Genomic DNA, 19,595 nt, shown 5'->3' with positions numbered 1-19,595 from the left:
TCAATAATATTTTGGAGGTTTTTATGAAAAATTTGAAGTTGAAGACAAAGATCATTGTACTTGCAGTTATGATATTGGCAGTCTTCATGAGCTTCATATTGGTTTTTGTGTTACCAAAGGCAAACAATCTTATTGAAGAAAAAACTGTAGAAAAACTTGAACAACTGGTGGATTTGCCGCTAGCAGAAATCAACAGGCAGTACGCACTATATTCAAGTGGTGCAATCTCCGAAGATGAGGCTAAAGCAACAGCCTTAGCTTCAATAGAAAACTTTCGCTATGACGAAATAGAGTACTTTTGGGTAAATAACTTAGAAGGCATCATGTTGATGCACCCCATTAAACCCGAGATGGATAATACCAACATCTTAGGTCTTCAAGATCCAGATGGAAAGTACTTTTTCCAAGCCATGGTTGACATTGTTAAGAAGGACGGCCAAGGTACTGTTGATTACCAGTGGCCTAAACCGGGTAGCGAAGCACCTCAACCTAAGATTTCCTTTGTAAAAGAGTTTGAACCTTGGGGATGGATAGTGGGATCAGGTGTATATGTAGACGATCTAAAAGCAATTGAACGCGGTCTATTGATGCAAGTGGGACTTTCATCTATGGGAATCGTTCTTTTGGCTGTAGTGATTATGCTACTGATTATTATTCCACTTAATAAGAGTTTAAAACATATAACTGAAGGCACGCAAAAGTATGCAGAGCTTGATTTTTCAGAGAATATCTCTTTATTTTCAAAAGATGAACTAGGCGGAATCGCAACTTCTTTTGAAAAAGTCAGAAGTGAACTCATACAAATGATACAAAACTTAAAAGGCATATCAAGTCAATTGGACCAGCGTGCCCAAGTGATTAGCAACAGTGTTGAAAAACTAGAAGAAGCAACTGTGACGACCTCAGAATCGGTTGAAGATATCTCAGCTGTAATTCAAGAGACTAGTGCTTCGATGTTCCAAGTCAACCAGACTGTGGACGAAGCAAAAGATGCAATCGAAGTGGTTGCAACTAAAGCATCAGATGGCGCTTTAAAAGCATCGTCAGTAAGTGATCGTGCACTTAACTTAAAACGCGATGCTGAAAAGTCAAACTTAGATGCTAAAACGATCTATGATACTGTAAAAGTAAGACTTCAAGATGCTATCGAAAAAGCAAAAGCAGTTGAGAAGATCAATGAGTTCTTAGTGGGCATTCTCAACATTTCTTCTCAGACACATCTACTTGCCTTAAATGCATCTATAGAAGCTGCTAGAGCTGGTGAAGCAGGAAGAGGTTTTTCAGTTGTTGCTGCAGAGATTGGTAAACTTGCCGATGAATCTACAGGTATGGTAAGTAATATTCAAGTGACAGTAGACTACATCAAAGAGGCCGTTGGCAACTTGGTAGATGATTCAACTGAGATCCTCAACTTTGTTGAAGGTACGGTTTTGGGAGATTATCAAAAGTTAATCGAGATAGGTGAGCAATATAATGAAGATGCCACAGCTTTTAACGATATCATGTTAGAACTAAGTGCCATTTCAGAAGAGTTAAGTAGTTCAATGGCGACGATCGCTACAAGCGTGAGTGAAGTTTCACAAGCCACTGATCAGGAAGCTTCACAGATCGATCGTGTTCAGACGATGGCGATTACAGTTTCTAAAAGTGCTTCGGAAGTTAGTGAAAGCACAGAAGCAAACCAAGAAGTTGTAAAAGCACTTAATGATATGATTTCAAAATTCAAGATTTAAATGTAAAACCTAATGACTTAATAACAAAAATAAAGGAATCTTCACAGCACTTAAACTGTTAAGATTCCTTTTAATTTTGTAGAGCAATCATAGACTAAAACATACTGCTATACCTTATGAAGTCACTGGTTCAGTTGCTTCTGTTTCACCCTCTTCAGCATCACTTTGAGCTTTAGAATGGATCAGTGTAAACAATGTGAGATCAGGTGAAGTGAAGATTCTAAAGTTCTCATCATTCATAATAGGCAAGTCAGAGACTTTAACCGTATCTCCAAACTGTAAATTAGCAACATCTACATTTAAAGTGTCGATCATTTGATCAGGGAAAGTTTCTACTTCAATCTCTGAAGCCAATTCTTGTGAAATTGCACCAATTGGTAATTTATCCTTACCTACAAAGTTAAGACGAACAAACATCTTGACTTTATCAGTTTTTGTAAGTGCTTGTAGGTCTACGTTTAATAGATTCAAACCAAACACATCTTTTTGAACTGCTTTTACAAAAGCCATAATTTCCTTGCCTTCAAGGTTAACATAGACTTTTGAGCCAACGTTATTTTCAGCTAAAAACTTATCCATCTCAAGTTTGTTGACTGAGATGGCAGTTGGATCCATGTGACCACCATATAAAATACCTGGTACTTGACCACTGCTTCTTAGTTTTTTTAATCTATTTGTTCCGAGAGCATCTCTTAAAGATGCGGTTAAAAATAATTTAGACATATAGTCCTCCTTTGGAATGTAATTTATGTAAACCACATTCATTCTAATCATACCACTTTTTCTAAAAAATAGCAAAATTCTAGAAAATGGAAAATAAAACGCTTCCCATATTCAAGAGAACAAGGGAAGCGTTTTGAAGTTTAGCATTTTGTAATCGTAGGCACATATTTCTGATTAGTGATTTATTTGATGATGGTCTGACCCATCATGACGCCCATGGCACTTGCCATCATCAGCCCCCTAGTCCAGCCACTTGAGTCACCAAGCGCATGTAAGCCTTTGATACTGGTTTCGAAGTTCTCGTCGATGGTCACGAGGTTTGAGTAGAACTTGATCTCTGGTCCATAAAGGAGTGTCTCACTTGATGCAAACCCTGGGACAACTTTATCTAGTGCTGCGATAAAGTTGAGGATGTTGGTCATGGTGCGATAAGGGAGCGCAGAGGTTAAATCGCCGGCAACCGCATCCTTAAGTGTTGGAACGACGTTCGAACGGTTGAGTTCATGTTCCCATGTACGCTTGCCATCTAAGATATCGCCGTAACGCTGTACGAGGATAGAACCATTACCGAGCATGTTTACAAGTTGAGCAGTCATCTTGCCATAGCGCGTCGGTTCGTTAAAAGGTTCGGAAAAATGATGTGAACTAAGGATCGCAAGGTTGGTGTTATCTGATTTTTTGTCTTTGTATGAGTGTCCGTTTACGATGGCGATGTTTTCATCGTAATTCTCTTGAGACACAAAACCACCTGGATTTTGACAAAATGTTCGGACTTTGTTGCCAAACGGCGCTGGATATCCGATAAGTTTTGACTCATAGAGGACGTTGTTAACGGACTCCATGACTTCGTTGCGCACTTCCACACGCACACCGATGTCGATGGTGCCTGACTTTTGTGCGATACCGTGTTTTTGGCACATGTTGAAGAGCCAGTCAGAGCCTTTTCTGCCTGCTGCGACGACGACGAGGTCACTGTACAAAGTTTCAAGTTGGTCCTTTGTTTTTGAATTTGCGATGGTGACGCCTTTGATATGACCCTCTTCTATGATAAAGTCCTCTGCAACGGTAGAAAATCTTACCTCTATACCGTTTGCCATGAGGTGTTCTTGCAGCTTAAGATAGATTTCTTGTGCCTTCTCAGTGCCGAGATGGCGAATCGGACAGTCTACCAGTTTGAGATTTGCAGAGATGGCTTTTCTTCTGATCTCTTTGATCTGCTCGTTGTTTTCCACACCCTCGATCTTAGAGTCTGCGCCAAACTTAAGGTAGATTTTGTCAGTGTAGTCGATAAACGATTGCACTTTTTTAGCGCCTGAGAGTTCAGGTAGATCACCACCGACATCCGTACAAAGTGACAGCTTGCCATCTGAAAAGGCGCCAGCACCAGAGAAGCCTGTGGTGATATGGCAGTAGGGCTTACAGTTTACACAGACATCAGTCTTGTCTTTTGGACAGTGTCTTTTGTCGATAGAGACCCCTTTTTCAAGTAACACTACGCGTCCCTCATACCCTTTTTCAAGGAGCTCATATGCCGTGAAGATCCCAGCAGGACCTGCACCGATGATGATTAAATCGTAAGTATTTTTTTTCATTTATAGCCTCCGCATAAATTTAGTCATGTTAAATGTTCACTTTCCAAATGAAGCGCTTCATCATTACCTAGAAAATGACAATAAAAAAGTTGCACCTATTGTGCAACATCTATAGTCTAACATTTACGGCGTTAGGTAGAAACTTTTGACCCATATCGTCAAATTATATAAATGAAAATCGTGTTAAATATGTTTTCGAATTTTTAGCAGTGCAAGTTGACAATTGAACAAAATATGAACGATTAAATATCAAAAACAAATATCGTTCGTTATTTCGTTTTTATTTTACCGTACTTTGTGGTGAGAATCAAGTAAAAAATATATATTTTACCGAAGCTGTGGTAAACTATTTATATTGAGATATATTACATATAAGAGGAACTTCAAATTAAAGAGAATTTGTTTAATGGAGGTTAGCATGAACCAAGCGAGATTGATTAGAGTGAGAGGCATTTTTCCGTACATATTGTTCATTTTACTTGCGATGTTGGTGACAACACTAACCGGATTAACAAGCGACGTATCCTTTGCCAACTCAGCAGAGCCCCCCGCGCTGATCATCGTAGTGCCCGGTGCAACTGATGACCTAACGGTATATATCGAAGGAACCTCAGGACTTTTAGAGGGGAGAAAAGTTCATTACTTTACAGAAACACAGTTTATGTTCTATAAAAATGAAATTCCAAGTACTGACACTCATAAAATCACATTTAAATCAAAGGATCAACAATTTGAACTCTCTATCGAAGAAGGTATGAACCGATACAGATCCGTCTATACCATAGATACTTATAGGCAAACCATTATCAAGGGCACAACTACAGGTCGTGAAGCGATACTTGTAGGCGCAAGAGTAGGACTTACTTTGATCATCGAGGGTGCAATCTTTTGGCTATTTTGGTTTAGAAAAAGGCGTTCTTGGCTGATGTTTTTACTGATCAACCTTTTCACGCAAGGTATCCTCAACTTATGGCTTGGTCTTCAACCCATGGCACAAACTTACTTGATACTAGGACTGGTGTTTGCAGAAGTATTCGTCTTGATCAGTGAACTTATCCTTTTCAACCTATTGATAAAAGAGCATACAGTTGCAAGGCGGAATATATATGTCGCCTTGGCCAATTTTGCAAGCCTTGTACTTGGGGGGTATCTGATTGCTTGGTTGCCAATCTAGTAAAATACTTATAATTATATCGTGGTTTTAAAAGGGTTTTAAGACTAAGGTGTCGAATGAAGCATAAGCGAAGTAAGTCTAAATCGTAATCTATATAATAATTAAAATACAGCAAAAAGAGGTGTACGATGATCAATTCAAAGGAGATAATCATCATTATCTATGTCGAGGATCAAAAGCGTTCTAGGGAATTTTATACAGCACTTTTAGATAACGCACCATCGCTTGATGTAGACGGCATGACAGAGATTCCATTTAACGAAACCACTAGGCTTGGTCTATTACCAGGAGACGGCATCGTCAAAATATTAGATGGCAATGTGGATAACCCAAACCAAAACACAGCTTATCCACGATGTGAACTTTATTTATATGTAGATTCACCAGAGCTTTATTATGAGCGTGCCTTATCACTTGGTGCGAGAGGGATCAGTGAAGTGAAACCAAGAAACTGGGGCGATAACACAGCTTATTGTTCTGATTTTGATGGCAATATCATCGCATTTGCAAAGCGAAAAAGTGAAAAATAAAAGAACTGAGCATTCATTTTAAGTTTAAAAATGGATGCCAGTTCTTTTTTACTTTCATAAGTTAATCAAAATCCCGTACAAATACGGGGTAAATGCCACTATTAAAAATGGTAAAATATACTGATATGTGCCTAGATTTAGTTACATAGGTTTTGAAAAGAGAAATCCCTGAACAAAATCAACCGGTAGAGACTTAATATAGTCATAATCGGCTTGATGTTCAACCCCTTCGGCAATTATTTGGACACCAGTTTTGGCTTTTAAGTCAAGTAGATAATCGAGATAGAGTTGTTTATCTTTGGAAGCATGTATATCACTAACCATGGTCATATCAAGCTTGATATAGTTGGTTCTTAATCTATCATATTGTGTCAAAGTAGAGTAGCCAGAACCGATATCATCTAGTGCTGTTTGATACCCTTTTTCCCTGTAGTGATCAAGTATGGTGACAAGGTGCTTATAATCAGCGACGAAATCACTTTCAACTACTTCGAAAACGATATTTTCAGGTTTGAGTTTGGTATCTTTAACGATCTGATGCGTCGTCTGTAGGCAGACGTTTGGATCATAGATCGCAGTAGGGAGAAAGTTTATAAAGAGCATCCCGCTGAGGTTACGATCACTTGCAGTTTGTATCGCAGAGTGACGGCAGAGTTTATCAAGGTTAAAAAGTAAGTCTAGACGGTTAGCAACATCGAAGAGTTTACCTGCTGAGATGAGTTTTCCCTCTTCGTCAACTGCCCTAGAGAGTGCTTCGTGTCCGTAGACTTCAAGTGTTTGTGTATGATAGATAGGATGAAACAACGTCTTGATGCGTTTACCAGCGATAGCTTTAACCACATCAGCGTGTTCTCTTAAAGTGATCCAGTAAGAAAGCGGCCTCGTTTCTTTAAAGTTTTGAAACCCAACGCGTTTGTCACTTGGCATAGGTAAAAGAAAAAGTTCGTGTTTTTCCATGTCAGTGAAAACAGCAGAAGCTTCCAGCTGATCGATCACGGTTTCAAAATCGCAATTTTCAAGGATGTAATAAAAAACATCAGTATCCTGATGATGCACTTTATAACTGTAACCCAGATTCATTAACAAGGTGGAAAGTTTCCCCTTTAAATGGTCCGCGTATGTATCTACATAGAGTGTGATTTTTCCATAATGCGTATTTGGCGTAGCAGTACATTTATTGCAGTTCATAGACAGGCCCCCTAAAAAATCGTATTTTGCGTATCTTTACCCTCTTTAAAGTAATATTATCATATTATTTTGATAGTGTCAGATGTTTTTCTAAATGAGAGAGGCTCACAATCCGCCTATAGACTTATTTAGTTGTAATTTAAACATTAATATATATATTAATTTACCCCTTACCTTATGGAGGCTATATGCGTATAGAACACATCGCACTTTGGACCGCACAGCTCGAAGTCATGAAAGACTTTTACGAAACATACTTTGGCGCAACCTCAAATGCCAAATACACCAACGACAAAAAACAGTTTGCCTCATACTTTCTAACCTTTGAAAGCGGCGCAAGACTTGAACTCATGGAGAGCGCCACTACCACACCAAAATCAGATGATGCCAATATCAAACGCATAGGCTTTATCCATATCGCCATTTCCACTGGGAGTGAAGAAGCCGTCACAGCGCTAACCGCAACCCTAAGAGCGCATGGCTTCACCATCCACAGTGAGCCCCGACGAACAGGAGACGGCTACTACGAGAGCAGCGTCCTCGACCCCGATGGCAATATCGTGGAGATAACGGTTTAGAGGATAGGGGCAGTGAAGGGCGAAGAGTCAAAGGACGTGAAGCAAAAGGCGATAAATTGAGACTGGAAATATAAAGTAAGAAAAAGTAAGAAAAGTATATGAGTGAAAGAAGAGGTAAATGTAAGCTTATGGCGAATAGTGAAGTATTAACACTTGAAACTACTGATCGTGAAGAAGATATAGAGTTCATAGAGAAATCACTAAGACAACAAAATAGACTTGAAGCACCAAGTAAACAGTCCAAAGAACCTGTGAAGTATAACCTTGTACTTAAGGATAGCAGTGGTGATGTAGTTGGAGGCGTGATTACTACCATCTACCGCTACTCAATGTATGTGGAAACCCTCTGGATTGATGAAAAGTATCGCAAAGGTGGCTATGGCACTCAGCTTATGAAGCAAGCTGAAAAAACTGCGAGAGCGCATGGATGCACTATGATGCAACTCGATACTTTTAACTATCAAGCACCAGAGTTTTATAAGAAACTTGGGTTTGTGCAGTTCGGGGAGCTTGGGTATAAGGAAGGATTTGTTAGGTATTATTTTAGTAAGGTGTTGTGAGGATAAAGCGAAATACGTCGTGGATAAGAGTGTTAGGTGAAATTATTAAAATAAAAGAAATAAGAAAGGTACAAATTTATGACATTAACTTCTGAGATAGTAGGACTTATTGCAATAGTGGGATCATTTATCATTATGATAATAAGCATAATGTATAATTATCAGATACTAAATAGAGATAAAAAATTATCCTCAAGAGTAATTCTTGATTATGAAATGATTTATTCTTGTGGTTTGAGATTAGAGTCGATGAAGTTTAAAGAAGGAATTAGAATCCTTGAAACAGAAAACTATTTTAATGTTAAAAAAGCCAATGATAAAATAATTAACAATGCAAAAAACTGTTTTGAGAAATATAGAAAAGTTGAAGATTATATTAATTCAGGACAGTTTATAAAAATTATGAACAAGGGTCCATGCATAGTTCATAATTTAAGTTTGAATATTACTATTGATACATCGTTTGGCGATATTCAACATAATGGTAATGAAGAAATAACTGCAACAATTCCTGTTTTAGGTGTAGATGAAAATGCTTATGTTTTAATTAACAAATTACCAAGCAAATTACCAAGCTTATTATCAAACGTTAAAACTTTTTCAAGTATTCCAGTAATGTATAGCCAAAATTTATCGAGAATTAATATAACTTATCTAACTCAATATAATGAAAAAATAATGATTGAGGGAAAGTATTCCGACAATATCTTAAATTATGAAGTTAATGTGATTAAAAATTATACTAATGAAAGAAAAATTAGTAAAATTAAAGTTAAAGAAAATCTAATGAAATATAAAATGAGCAGCACTGGAACCTGGTTATATCCTTACACTCGAATAAAGAATGAAGAAGTATATAAAAATAACTTCACCTAACACCGTAGTTGCGCCACTTGAGGCGGCGCAACTACGAAGAACGTTATAAGAAATTCAAAATACGTGCACAATAACTTAAGGAGGACGACAATGTTTAATAAGGCATTATACTATCCTTGGATTGAAATAAATGATAAGGGATGGTTGAAAACATCAGCACTATATTGGAATGAGATATCTACAATTGTACCTAAATCATATGGAAACTTATATTATGATTATGAGTCTTCTCTACTTAAAGATGAAGGTCTACTTAAAGCTTGCGTTGTTGATAGTAGAACAACTTCTAGTCCATTCTTTAGGGATAAAATTATAGAATATTTTGATAAGTACGAGAATCATTATCAAAGTTTACTTAAGAATCAGTCCAAAGAAAGATATCAAAATAGAATATACTGGGAAAAAGTTGATCCCAAAATGCACTCTTTTATACAAGCAAGGTTAAGAAATTACAATGATGAGTATTTCATGGCAGACAATCATTTTGCTGACTTTTATATGACGTTGTTAGCAAGTGATATAGCTAAACGTAGAGGATTGAATCTAATAACTGACACACCGATTTTGAATCAAATTGGTTCTGAAATTCATTTTGATTCTAATGTAAATAGGACTCGTCATAACTATTATCCCCGTAGGACAGCATATTTGAGCGATGATATTAGTCGCCTTAGCGAATCTTTATTAGCAAAAATTTCATTTCAGCATGTTGGTATTACGCCAGATACAGACATGAAAAAAATCATTAAGTTTAGAAGAAAGTATAGTGATTATCTAAGTAAATACAGAATGGAAATGAAATCATTGGTTCAAATGTTGAATGTTGAAGATTTCGAAACCATTGAAGCTCTTAATTCAGCAATTGAAATGATAGTAAAAGATCGAATCAAAGTGTCGTTATCAGATATAGAAAAATCTTTGAAAAGCGAAAATATCAAATTGCTGATAGCACCAATTTCGATCTCTGGCATAATTGGTGCGTCGACTGCTTTTAGTCTTAATCCTTTTGGTGCAGCTGGTGCTGCAGGAGTAGCGATTGCAGCTCAAGCCTATGTTAGAAGGACTAAGCGAAATGAGATATTGAGAGATAATAGTTATGCATATCTTCAATTAATAGAAGAGAAGTTATAATATGAGAGTTGTTCTTTGATTAAGAAGGTACGTAATAGTAAATTCAGGAATAAAGGAGTAGATACATGGCATCTAAATATGAAATTTTGACACATTATTCATTAGAACTAAAAAAAATAATAGATGAAATCTCAAATATTGAAAAAAGCACCGAGTATATTTATAAAAATATACTAGAAAAATATGCGCATAGATATAATGCCATTTTAAAAAAATATCATAAAAGTACTGGAATTCCATTGGAATTGTTCGAAATTTTTGATTATGAATTATCATCAACTCAAAAAACCGTCAAAAATATTGCTGTAGATAGATTTAAACTTAATGCTGAAAACACTAAACTATTGGTTGATAAAAATTGTGAAATTGAACGAAGCAATCAAGCAACAAAAGATATACCACTTCATCAAATGAGACGTTGCTTAAAAATTGGAGTGAACAGGTGTCCTAAAAATCCACCTTTAGATAGTAATAAAGTGTTTATAGGTATGCCCTTTGATGATAAATATCTAGACAGTTATAAATATGGAATAGAAGTTGCTTTAACTGCGACAGGAAAAGAATGGTATAGAGCGGATGAAAACATCTCTAATATTGACCTAATGTGCAAAATCTGTGAACAAATGCAAATAAGTAAGTATCTAATTTTTAATATTTCTGGCCATAATCCGAATGTTATGTTAGAACTCGGTTTGTCATACGGACTTGGAAAAGAAACTTTAATTATTAAAGATAAAGAAACTAAAAACATTTCAGATATAGCAAATGCAGAATACATCGAGTATTCGCATGCTGGAGAGCTACAAACAAAAATTATAAAATATTTTGAAGATAATTAGAGTAGAACTTCTTATAACACACAGTCCTCGCAACTAAGGCTGCGAGGACTGTAAGAACGTTAATGTGAAATTACGCTTCGCTTCATTTCACATTAGCGGCGGGCACCTACGGCGTTGTAAAGCAATGTGACTAAGCGCCACATCACTTAACATGCCGTTCCCATCACTGAGGTGACGGGAACGGCTGAACGCGATATAAAAAATAAATTGGGGTGAATAGAATGTACAGTATAAAAGAAAAATTCGTCAATGAATGCACAGCACAAGGATATATAAAAAGCAGAAAAGGTAGTAGCACGATGTATAAGCGTTGGATTGGTTCATATATTTTATTTGTTTTCATCCAGTTATTTATATTAGTCAAATATAATCTTTTAAGTAAATACGGTGTACTTTTAGCTTATGCAGACATCGCACTTTTCTTACCAACATACGTTTTTGCTATAAATAGCATTTTTGATAATTTAAAAATAAAGGGATTTAAAAAATACAACTTAAAAAATACTTGTGTAAGAGAATATTTTAAAAAGCAGAAAGAGGATTTTCTTAACAATATATTTATAAAAAAGGATAAGAGTTTAAATTTTGATAAGTTAAGTTTTTATATAAGCTGGTGTGAAGAAATGGAGAGTAGTAGGAGGTTTGAAGGCTTATTTGAAAAAGCAATAATTGCCGGGCTCACTCTTCCCATTTGGAATAAATTTGTTGAAATGTATTTAGAAGAAACTAGTTCATATTCTTCTAGTGAGTTTTTAAAGTTTGTTCTAATACTATTTATTATTACCGGTTTTGTCTTTATAGTTTCTTTGTTCTTGAAAAATACAATTGCGTTGATGTATTTAGATTATCATAACACTGAAAGTGAAGAATTTAAGGGATTAAAAAGATCTTTGAAAGAATATTTTGGAAAACATAAATTTGAGTAATTTCTCATAATACACAGTCCTTGTAACTAAGGCTGCGAGTATTGTAAGAACGATAGAAGAAAGTAAAGCAAAAATACGAAAGAATCAAATTTAATAATTTAGGAGATATTAATGAATAAAGATATTAGAGATGCAATAATTTTTATATGGATTTCTGCAATAGTTTTTTTTATTATACTTTTCATAAGTTTTTACAGCTTATTTTCAAATAATATTCTTAATAGTACTGTTGAATTTAATAAAACAATGGATTTTATTCAATGGACTGGTTTGATAATATTTTTTGTTCCTGCATTTGATTTATTATCAGATATGCTTAAAATTGCACATCATAAAAAAAACAATAATAATCTTAAGAAGAATAGTCTGGTTATGAAAACTGTAAAAGTTGCATTTAATTATCTGTTTCTAATTTTTCTCTTTACATCAATAACATTTTTACTGGAACTATCACATGATTTTAATGACAAATCAAATGAGTTAGCACATTATTTTGATGAATATAGAATGAAACAAAACAATAATGATTATCAAGTGAAATTATATGATAACAAATTCTATTTTAATGACACATATTACAAAATGTGGTTTAATGACACAATGTATGTAAATAGTAAATTTACAGATACATTCATTGAACTTCTTAATCATCCAAAAGATGTTCAGGCTTTGAATAAAGTATTAGCGTTGGATACTCAAAACATATTTAACAAACTAATAGAAGACTTATATTTTATTGTTCAAACAGCTTCTACACTAGGATATGGAAATATAGTACCACAATATCCAGTAGGTATGTTTTCGGTTATTTTGATATCAATAGGTAGCCAGTTCATCACAATAATTGGTGTTACATTAATTATTCGAGAATAACTAGTGCTAAAATATCTGTCAACTTGATATTTATTTTTTCTTTACACTGTCAGTAATCTTGTGATTCAAGAAGTACGTTACTATTACTTCGAAGTTATTAAAAGAATGGAATATCATAATATGAGAAACAAAAGACGTATAATATAACTTTTTGGATTTGAATACCGATTTATGTCTGACTATCAACTATTGATCATAAATTGAAGTTATAATCAATAGTTGATTACAGTAAAAAGAAAATTATAGATCGAGAGTGTGATCAAGAAAATTAGATAATTTGAAATAAGATAATTTCTTCTAACACGCAGGACTTACAGTTAAGTCGGAAAGTACAGTAAGAATGTTGTGGAAAAAAATGGAAAGGAGAAAATAATGTCAGATAGAAATGCATCTGCTTCACTACTAGGATATGATTATCAACTTATCCATACTTTTATTGATATCTTAAATGCGAATAAAGATGATGCAATAATAACAATTGAAGGAATAGAAGATTTAGATATTGAAGATGAAGATTCATCATATCTCATTCAGTACAAATATCATGAATTAGAAAATTATCAAGATAGTAAAGTTGCCAAACCTATTGGATTGATGTTTAATCATTATATTAATAATGTTGAAAATTATATCAAATATAATTTGTACATTTATTTAAATGATGATTTACCTTCACTTGATAAAGATAGAATAAGCAAAATCCTTAAGTTGAAATCAGCAACTGATTTTTACACAATTGAAGATAGTAAAAAAAATCAATTGGAACTTTTAATTGAGGGCTTTTTTAATAATTTCTCATGGAAAAAAACAGAAAAATATGAAGTGCTGCTTAAAAGCTTAGAACAAAAAGTTTGCGATCTCTTTAATATTGATATAGAAGAGGCAGAATTTGTTGTAATTCCAAACGGATTAAGAATTTTAATGGCTAAAGCTATTTCCAAAACTATTGGAGCAAGAAAGATAACAAAAACAAACTTTACTTCGCAGTTAAAAAATTCAAGGAATATAGTTAGTTCATCTTATCTAGCTCAACATTTAGGCAAAGATAAATATGTAAAATTCTTAAAGGCAAAACTGCGAAATCAATCAGTTACTAAGAATGGTTCAGACTTTATTGTTTATTTCAATAATGTCAAAAGACATGAAATAGAACATCTTATAGTATCATTATCTAAGCAATTCTTTTTTAAAGGAAATAAGATAGACTATAGACCAATTACATTTATACTAAACTGTACAACCTCAGAATTAGAGTTATTAAAAAGAAAAATAATAGAATTAAGCATTTCAGAAGGAAGTAATATAAAATTTAATGACGGCTACGAACGATATTTCTTCAGTATTCAGATCTTTAATGAAAAAGCTGTCACCACAACGATACCAAATCGAACAAAAGTAAATGAAGTTAATTATAATTTTAGGATTATTAGTTTCGATACATTTTGTCAACATAAAAAAAACGTAAGATTTATAAATCCAACGTGTTTTATTATAGATAATCATATAATGACTATACCTTTAGAGTTTTCTAGAATAATCCCTTTAGATAGAGTTGATAACGAAGAAATTATTATACTAATAGGAGGATGTTAAAATGAGTGAAATTATGCAATGTGATTTGGACAAAGATGAACAATTGAGAGTTGTAACTTTTGAGCCATCTGGAATTCAAATAGAAATTATTGACTTTGAAAAATGGAAATCTGAAAACTCGGATTCTCAAATCAAAATCGGTTCATTTTTAAAAGTACTTGATGGAAGTGGAAATTGCATTGTAACTGTTGTGAGAAGTTTTAAGATGATTGAACGTAAAGTGCCAGAAGCTATGGAGCAGAATGGATACTTCGGTAGTTTTATCATTGATACTCAACCAATTGGCCAATTAGTACTTGGAGCTGAAAAAAAATTCCTTAAAGGTATTAAAAACATAAGCATTCCACCAAATGGAGTTTCAATCGCTACAAAAGATGATTTGAATGTAATATTTTCCAACGAAGGGAATACTAATATTGTATTTTCGGATTTACTTTTAAATGAAGAAATTACAATTGGTGTTAATGGCAACAAGTTTTTTTCAAAACATATTGCAGTTGTTGGGTCAACAGGTTCTGGAAAATCATGTACAGTAGCTAAAATTATTCAAGAAGCAAAACTAAGTACAGATGCAACTATTAATAATACTCATATAATATTATTTGATATTCATGGTGAGTATCCTAAAGCATTCCCAAATGAAAATATGCTTTCAATAATAGATGGAAGTTTAAGATTACCATATTGGTTAATGAATTCGGAAGAACTTGAGGATATGTTTATAGAAAATAGTGAAAGTAACGTTCGCAATCAAATTTCTCAGTTTAAGTATGCTGTAATTGAAAATAAAAAGAAACATAATCCACAAATTAATATAACCTATGACTCTCCTGTTTATTTTAGTTTACAAGAAGTGAAGAACTATATTATCAATAAAAATAATGAGACTCAATATACAAAAGACGGAACTACTTATTATGCAATTTCTGATGAAAAAATCGAATCAAATAAAATACCAAATCTATGGGAAATAAAAAAATTTGAAATCTCTACTGGAAACTCAAAACATGATAAATTGAACGAGAAAGTATCCAAAAGCGGTGGATTTACTGGAGAATTCAATAGATTTATTTCACGCCTTGAAACAAAAATGAATGATGATAGACTTTCTTTTATACTTTCAGAAACAAATTCAAGAGGAACATCTTTTTCTACGGATGATCTAATAGAGGTAATGAGAAGCATTACAGGATATAATACAAAATCAAATATATCTATAATTGATTTGAGTTCCTTACCTTTTGAAGTTGTATCAATTGTTGTATCAATTGTTTCAAGATTAATATTTGATTATTCCTATCATAAGACTAAGATTAGAGAAAGTAATCCAACACCATTTATGCTTGTTTATGAAGAAGCTCATAAATATATACCAAAAAATTCAGAATCAAAATATAAGAATACCAGAATCGCTGTAGAACGTATTTCAAAAGAAGGGAGAAAATATGGAATTTCTTCAATGGTTGTTAGTCAGAGACCATCAGAATTATCGGCAACTGTATTTTCACAATGTAACAATTTCGTAGTCATGAGACTAAATAATCCTGAAGACCAACAATATGTTAAACGATTACTTCCTGAAGCGGTTATCAGCTATGGAGATGCATTGTCCTCTTTGGAGCAAAGGGAAGCATTGCTTGTTGGAGATTCACTTAATACACCATGCATCGTAAGAATTAGAGATGCAAATCCAACACCTCATTCTGATGATGTACAATTTTATACTGAATGGCAGAAACATTGGCATAAAGTTAGTTTCGAAGATATTATTAACAGAATTAATTTAAAAAAATGTTGCGAAGAATAACATAGAACTCACACAAACGACTTGGTTGATATATTTTTCCAGTGGACTTACATTGTTCAGTAGCATGAAGGTTAATGTTATGAATTCTCCACTAGTTATGCATGTAAGGGATAATCATGAGTTTATTAATTATTAGTATGCAAACTATATATTTGAAATATAATTATTATTTTTTAAATACACTATTCAGGGGGAATAGATGGAACATTTAACTAAAATGAAAGTTTTCAAAGACAATGAAAGTAGTAAAGTTTTAAAAGTCACTATTACAAATGGTGAAAAAATATTTGTATTAAATGAAATTGAGAATATTACTTCTCTATTATAGAAACTAAGTTTGGTAAATTAAATAATAAGTTAATAATAAAATAACCACAGGAGAGTAAATGAATAAGTTTGTTGAAACTATTAGACTTCATAGAAATGATGAAATAGAGGCATATAAAGATAGAGGTTATTTATTCGGAAAAAATAGAAATAGATATGAGTTTGTAAGAAAAATTAGAATTGATAATGAAGAGGAATATTTTAATTTTCAAGTAAGGGTTGATTTTAAAGAAGTTAGATTCTACTTATTAGGAAATGAGGATAGTACTGTTGAGATAATGGGGTACTTGTATTTTTCTATTTATGAAATCTATAGAATGTTAAAGATAATCTCCTTAGTTGAAGGTGTAGATTTTGTCGTAGATATATTGAATTCGTATTTAAAATCAACAACTTATTTAGAGTTTCAATATGATGATGAGAGATATAAATTTAAAATGCCTAATATTACTGATGTAAATGGTGAGATTGAACTAAGTGATGCTACATTAAGTATCACATATAAAGAGTTATATTTATTAATCTCTTTGATTCAAGAGAAAAGCAATTACTTATTTTCAAAAAGTGAAGATGGGGAGTTGTATCAAGATGGCATCGTGAGATTAATGATTGCACTTTTAAAACAAAACGAGGATAATGATATACTTAAAAATATTGGTTGGAATTATAATTTGTCAGAAGACAAATTTATATTAAATAAAGAATATGTTAGTTCAAAAAATGAACGGGAAAGCAAAAGGTATTATTTGACAAAATTAGAACTTAGTAATATACTACAAATAGAATCCTAGCTTTCGTCTATGACGGAATATATTTGAAATGGTTTTTTGAGCAAGAAGAAATCTCTCCAAGAGAACTTCTTACTCATTCCGCGAGCCTTCGCTCCATGAGCGCAAAGTTCTCTTGAAAACCTTTCTTCCTGCTGTAGGATTCTTTTTTTTTGGAGGAATTAAATTGAAATTTTCATTGAATGATAAAATAATTGTTGATAGGGTTGTTATCTTCTTATGCGGACCATATTTTAGTGGAAAATCAGATGATCGACGAAAGATTATACAAATGCATCTCCATAAAGAGTATCAAGAAAATGTATTGCCATTGATCATTGATGATTTCCTTTCTGAGGAAAACCTAAGTTTATCTACAAATGTACAGCTGTTAGAAGAAATTTTTGCTGCGTTTTCACATCGAACGTATATTTTCTTAGATACTATATCATCTTCATCTGAACTTGGCTTATTTGGGAATAATTCGTTTAACCATGGGATCAAAGTTTTTTTGCCAAAAGTATCAGATATTCATGATAAAGAAAATGTAGGCTATTTTGTTCGTAATGTAATTTTAGGGCATGATAGAGAACGAATACAAAAAATATATTATCGACCTAAAATCACTAGGCATCCAATTTCAAGTGATTTTGTTAAAGAAAGATACGGATTTATTAATAATAAAGTTCCTGAGGTTATTATCCAATCAATAAAAGAAGACAATATTCTAGAAGCTATTAAAGAAAGCGACTTAGTAATTTATAATTCCAATGAAATTCCAGATGATATATATAAAATTAACTATCAAATAATTGATAATAAGCTTAACATTCAAGTATCTGTAAAGTTGTTATTTTATATAACTGTTGCTTTGGTATATTCTGAATTTAAAACTGAACTAGCAAATAAATCGAAGAGCATGTTTACAGAGAAAGATACAATTGATTTTTTAGAGACAATAAAGTTTACCCTTTCTACTTATATTAAAGACAAAGTTCATCAAAATTTTGGAAAAATTAATTCTTACAATATTCAAACAAAAATAAATCGCCCAATTAATCAAATTATTCATCATATTCTTGAATTTATATATGTATATCATACAAAATCAAGTAGATATCATGGATATAATTTAATTAAGAGTGAGAAATCTATTCTTAAGAACATAGATAGTCTCAATATGCTTCCAAGCTTCATAGAAATGTTTGACATAAATGAGCATGACTACCAACTAGTTGAATCGGTCTATAATAATCCGGATAAATATTGCGTAACATCAACAATCAGAAAAGAAAATAAGAAAAGAGAAATTGTGAAATATGTTGAATCAGAAGATGGTGAAGAACTGAGAACATTACACAAAAAAATGGTAAATAAACTTATAGAAAATTATGAATTTTCAAGTGCTTCATTTGCATATAAAAAGGGAACTTCAACTTTTGACTGTGTAAAAAAACATAAAGATAATATATCGTTTGTAAAATTGGATATAACAAAATATTTTAATTCTATAAGACTTGATAATTTGATAAACAGATTGAAAAAAGAGTTTAATATTCTTGGTGAGGTAAAAGATTCTGATAGAATGCTTTTTGAAACTTTTTTCTACAAAGGTAAACTTCCTTTAGGTTTAGTTTCGTCTCCAATTTTATCTGATATATATTTACGTGATTTTGATGACACAATTATAAAAAAACTAGACGATTTAGATTCAGGTCTTGTATTTACTAGATATGCGGATGATATGTTAATTTCTAAAAAAGATATAATATCCGAGGAGCTTAGACAACAAATCGTTGAATTAATTATTAATGAGTTAATTCAATATCAACTTGAATTAAACAAAAGTAAGACAAAGTCATTCACACTTAGTAAACAAGGAGATCATTTCAGATTTCTTGGTATTAACATAGTGAAAACTACAGATTTAAACAAGCTCACGGTTGGAAAGAAATTCATCTATGAGACTGCTAAATTATTCCTTGATTATTTAAGTAAAAAAGATGCAGGTGTTAATCAAGAATCCAAGTATTATACTGAGAAAATTATATCGGGAAGAATTAGTTACATTATTCAGATTGAAGGAACGAGCGGTTTTAATTTGTTAATTAACAGAATAAGAAAATCTACTGATATGAAATTTAAGTATTTAGACAATAAAATTATTTTTGATTAGGCTAGAAATGTGGGTAATTTAGAATATGTAAATGTAAACTGTCAACATTAAGCCAGACAATTTTTTTAAGGGTATTTTCTTTAAATTTAACTGGTGTCAAATAGTCTAATGATGAGTGAATTCTACAATTATTAACCAATTCACATAATCTTCTAATTTGAGATTTAATTCTTCAATACTATCAAATAGATCTTTTTCATTA

The 19,595-nt window shown here is 32.7% G+C and carries 18 protein-coding genes and 1 riboswitch; of the genes, 15 read left to right on the top strand and 3 right to left on the bottom strand.

What is annotated here, in order from left to right; genetic code table 11:
- Positions 1-23 precede the first annotated feature (23 nt).
- The gene (locus tag QE109_RS04695) at positions 24-1,733 is read left to right on the top strand and encodes a methyl-accepting chemotaxis protein (protein ID WP_281093248.1); all 1,710 of its coding nucleotides are present in this window, start codon (positions 24-26) and stop codon (positions 1,731-1,733) included.
- Between the two features lie 114 nt (positions 1,734-1,847).
- Here QE109_RS04695 and QE109_RS04690 read toward each other — a convergent pair whose 3' ends face one another.
- Positions 1,848-2,456: a 50S ribosomal protein L25 gene (locus QE109_RS04690; RefSeq protein ID WP_281093247.1), complete on the bottom strand. Its 609-nt coding sequence runs from the start codon at positions 2,454-2,456 to the stop codon at positions 1,848-1,850.
- Between the two features lie 182 nt (positions 2,457-2,638).
- Positions 2,639-4,048: an NAD(P)/FAD-dependent oxidoreductase gene (locus QE109_RS04685; RefSeq protein WP_281093246.1), complete on the bottom strand. Its 1,410-nt coding sequence runs from the start codon at positions 4,046-4,048 to the stop codon at positions 2,639-2,641.
- A 92-nt stretch (positions 4,049-4,140) separates the two neighbouring features.
- A riboswitch (purine riboswitch) is annotated at positions 4,141-4,239 on the bottom strand.
- Positions 4,240-4,466: 227 nt separating this feature from the next.
- Here QE109_RS04685 and QE109_RS04680 point away from each other — a divergent pair.
- Positions 4,467-5,222, top strand: a complete 756-nt coding sequence (locus tag QE109_RS04680; RefSeq protein ID WP_281093244.1) for a hypothetical protein — start codon at positions 4,467-4,469, stop codon at positions 5,220-5,222.
- Positions 5,223-5,350: 128 nt separating this feature from the next.
- Entirely contained in the window at positions 5,351-5,752 is a 402-nt protein-coding gene (locus QE109_RS04675; protein ID WP_281093243.1) for a VOC family protein, read from the top strand.
- Positions 5,753-5,893: 141 nt separating this feature from the next.
- Here QE109_RS04675 and QE109_RS04670 read toward each other — a convergent pair whose 3' ends face one another.
- Positions 5,894-6,940, bottom strand: a complete 1,047-nt coding sequence (locus QE109_RS04670; RefSeq protein WP_281093242.1) for an EAL domain-containing protein — start codon at positions 6,938-6,940, stop codon at positions 5,894-5,896.
- 188 nt (positions 6,941-7,128) lie between these two features.
- Between QE109_RS04670 and QE109_RS04665 the strand changes: the two genes are divergently transcribed.
- The 12 genes from QE109_RS04665 (at position 7,129) to QE109_RS04610 (ending at position 19,393) form a co-directional block, all read left to right on the top strand.
- On the top strand, positions 7,129-7,518 hold the full coding sequence (locus QE109_RS04665) for a VOC family protein (protein ID WP_281093241.1): 390 nt from the start codon (positions 7,129-7,131) through the stop codon (positions 7,516-7,518).
- A 98-nt stretch (positions 7,519-7,616) separates the two neighbouring features.
- The gene (locus tag QE109_RS04660) at positions 7,617-8,078 is read left to right on the top strand and encodes a GNAT family N-acetyltransferase (RefSeq protein ID WP_281093240.1); all 462 of its coding nucleotides are present in this window, start codon (positions 7,617-7,619) and stop codon (positions 8,076-8,078) included.
- 78 nt (positions 8,079-8,156) lie between these two features.
- Positions 8,157-8,954 (top strand): hypothetical protein, encoded by a 798-nt coding sequence (locus QE109_RS04655; RefSeq protein ID WP_281093239.1) that lies wholly within the window; start codon positions 8,157-8,159, stop codon positions 8,952-8,954.
- Between the two features lie 90 nt (positions 8,955-9,044).
- Positions 9,045-10,085, top strand: coding sequence for a hypothetical protein (locus tag QE109_RS04650; RefSeq protein ID WP_281093238.1), 1,041 nt, complete (start codon positions 9,045-9,047; stop codon positions 10,083-10,085).
- A gap of 65 nt (positions 10,086-10,150) precedes the next feature.
- Positions 10,151-10,924, top strand: a complete 774-nt coding sequence (locus QE109_RS04645) for a hypothetical protein (RefSeq protein ID WP_281093237.1) — start codon at positions 10,151-10,153, stop codon at positions 10,922-10,924.
- Between the two features lie 221 nt (positions 10,925-11,145).
- Positions 11,146-11,850, top strand: a complete 705-nt coding sequence (locus QE109_RS04640) for a hypothetical protein (protein ID WP_281093236.1) — start codon at positions 11,146-11,148, stop codon at positions 11,848-11,850.
- Between the two features lie 111 nt (positions 11,851-11,961).
- Positions 11,962-12,723 (top strand): ion channel, encoded by a 762-nt coding sequence (locus tag QE109_RS04635; RefSeq protein ID WP_281093235.1) that lies wholly within the window; start codon positions 11,962-11,964, stop codon positions 12,721-12,723.
- A 372-nt stretch (positions 12,724-13,095) separates the two neighbouring features.
- Positions 13,096-14,316: a hypothetical protein gene (locus tag QE109_RS04630; protein ID WP_281093234.1), complete on the top strand. Its 1,221-nt coding sequence runs from the start codon at positions 13,096-13,098 to the stop codon at positions 14,314-14,316.
- Between the two features lies 1 nt (position 14,317).
- Complete coding sequence (locus tag QE109_RS04625) at positions 14,318-16,123, top strand: ATP-binding protein (protein WP_281093233.1); 1,806 nt, start codon at positions 14,318-14,320, stop codon at positions 16,121-16,123.
- Positions 16,124-16,322: 199 nt separating this feature from the next.
- Complete coding sequence (locus tag QE109_RS04620; RefSeq protein ID WP_281093232.1) at positions 16,323-16,451, top strand: hypothetical protein; 129 nt, start codon at positions 16,323-16,325, stop codon at positions 16,449-16,451.
- 58 nt (positions 16,452-16,509) lie between these two features.
- On the top strand, positions 16,510-17,241 hold the full coding sequence (locus tag QE109_RS04615; RefSeq protein ID WP_281093231.1) for a hypothetical protein: 732 nt from the start codon (positions 16,510-16,512) through the stop codon (positions 17,239-17,241).
- A 163-nt stretch (positions 17,242-17,404) separates the two neighbouring features.
- Complete coding sequence (locus QE109_RS04610; protein WP_281093230.1) at positions 17,405-19,393, top strand: reverse transcriptase domain-containing protein; 1,989 nt, start codon at positions 17,405-17,407, stop codon at positions 19,391-19,393.
- The last annotated feature ends 202 nt before the right edge of the window (positions 19,394-19,595 follow it).

The sequence above is a fragment of the Fusibacter bizertensis genome, from assembly GCF_029914245.1.
Classification (GTDB): domain Bacteria; phylum Bacillota; class Clostridia; order Peptostreptococcales; family Acidaminobacteraceae; genus Fusibacter_C; species Fusibacter_C bizertensis.
The sequence above is the reverse complement of the archived record's forward strand: the minus strand, read 5'-3'. Positions and strand labels throughout refer to the sequence as shown.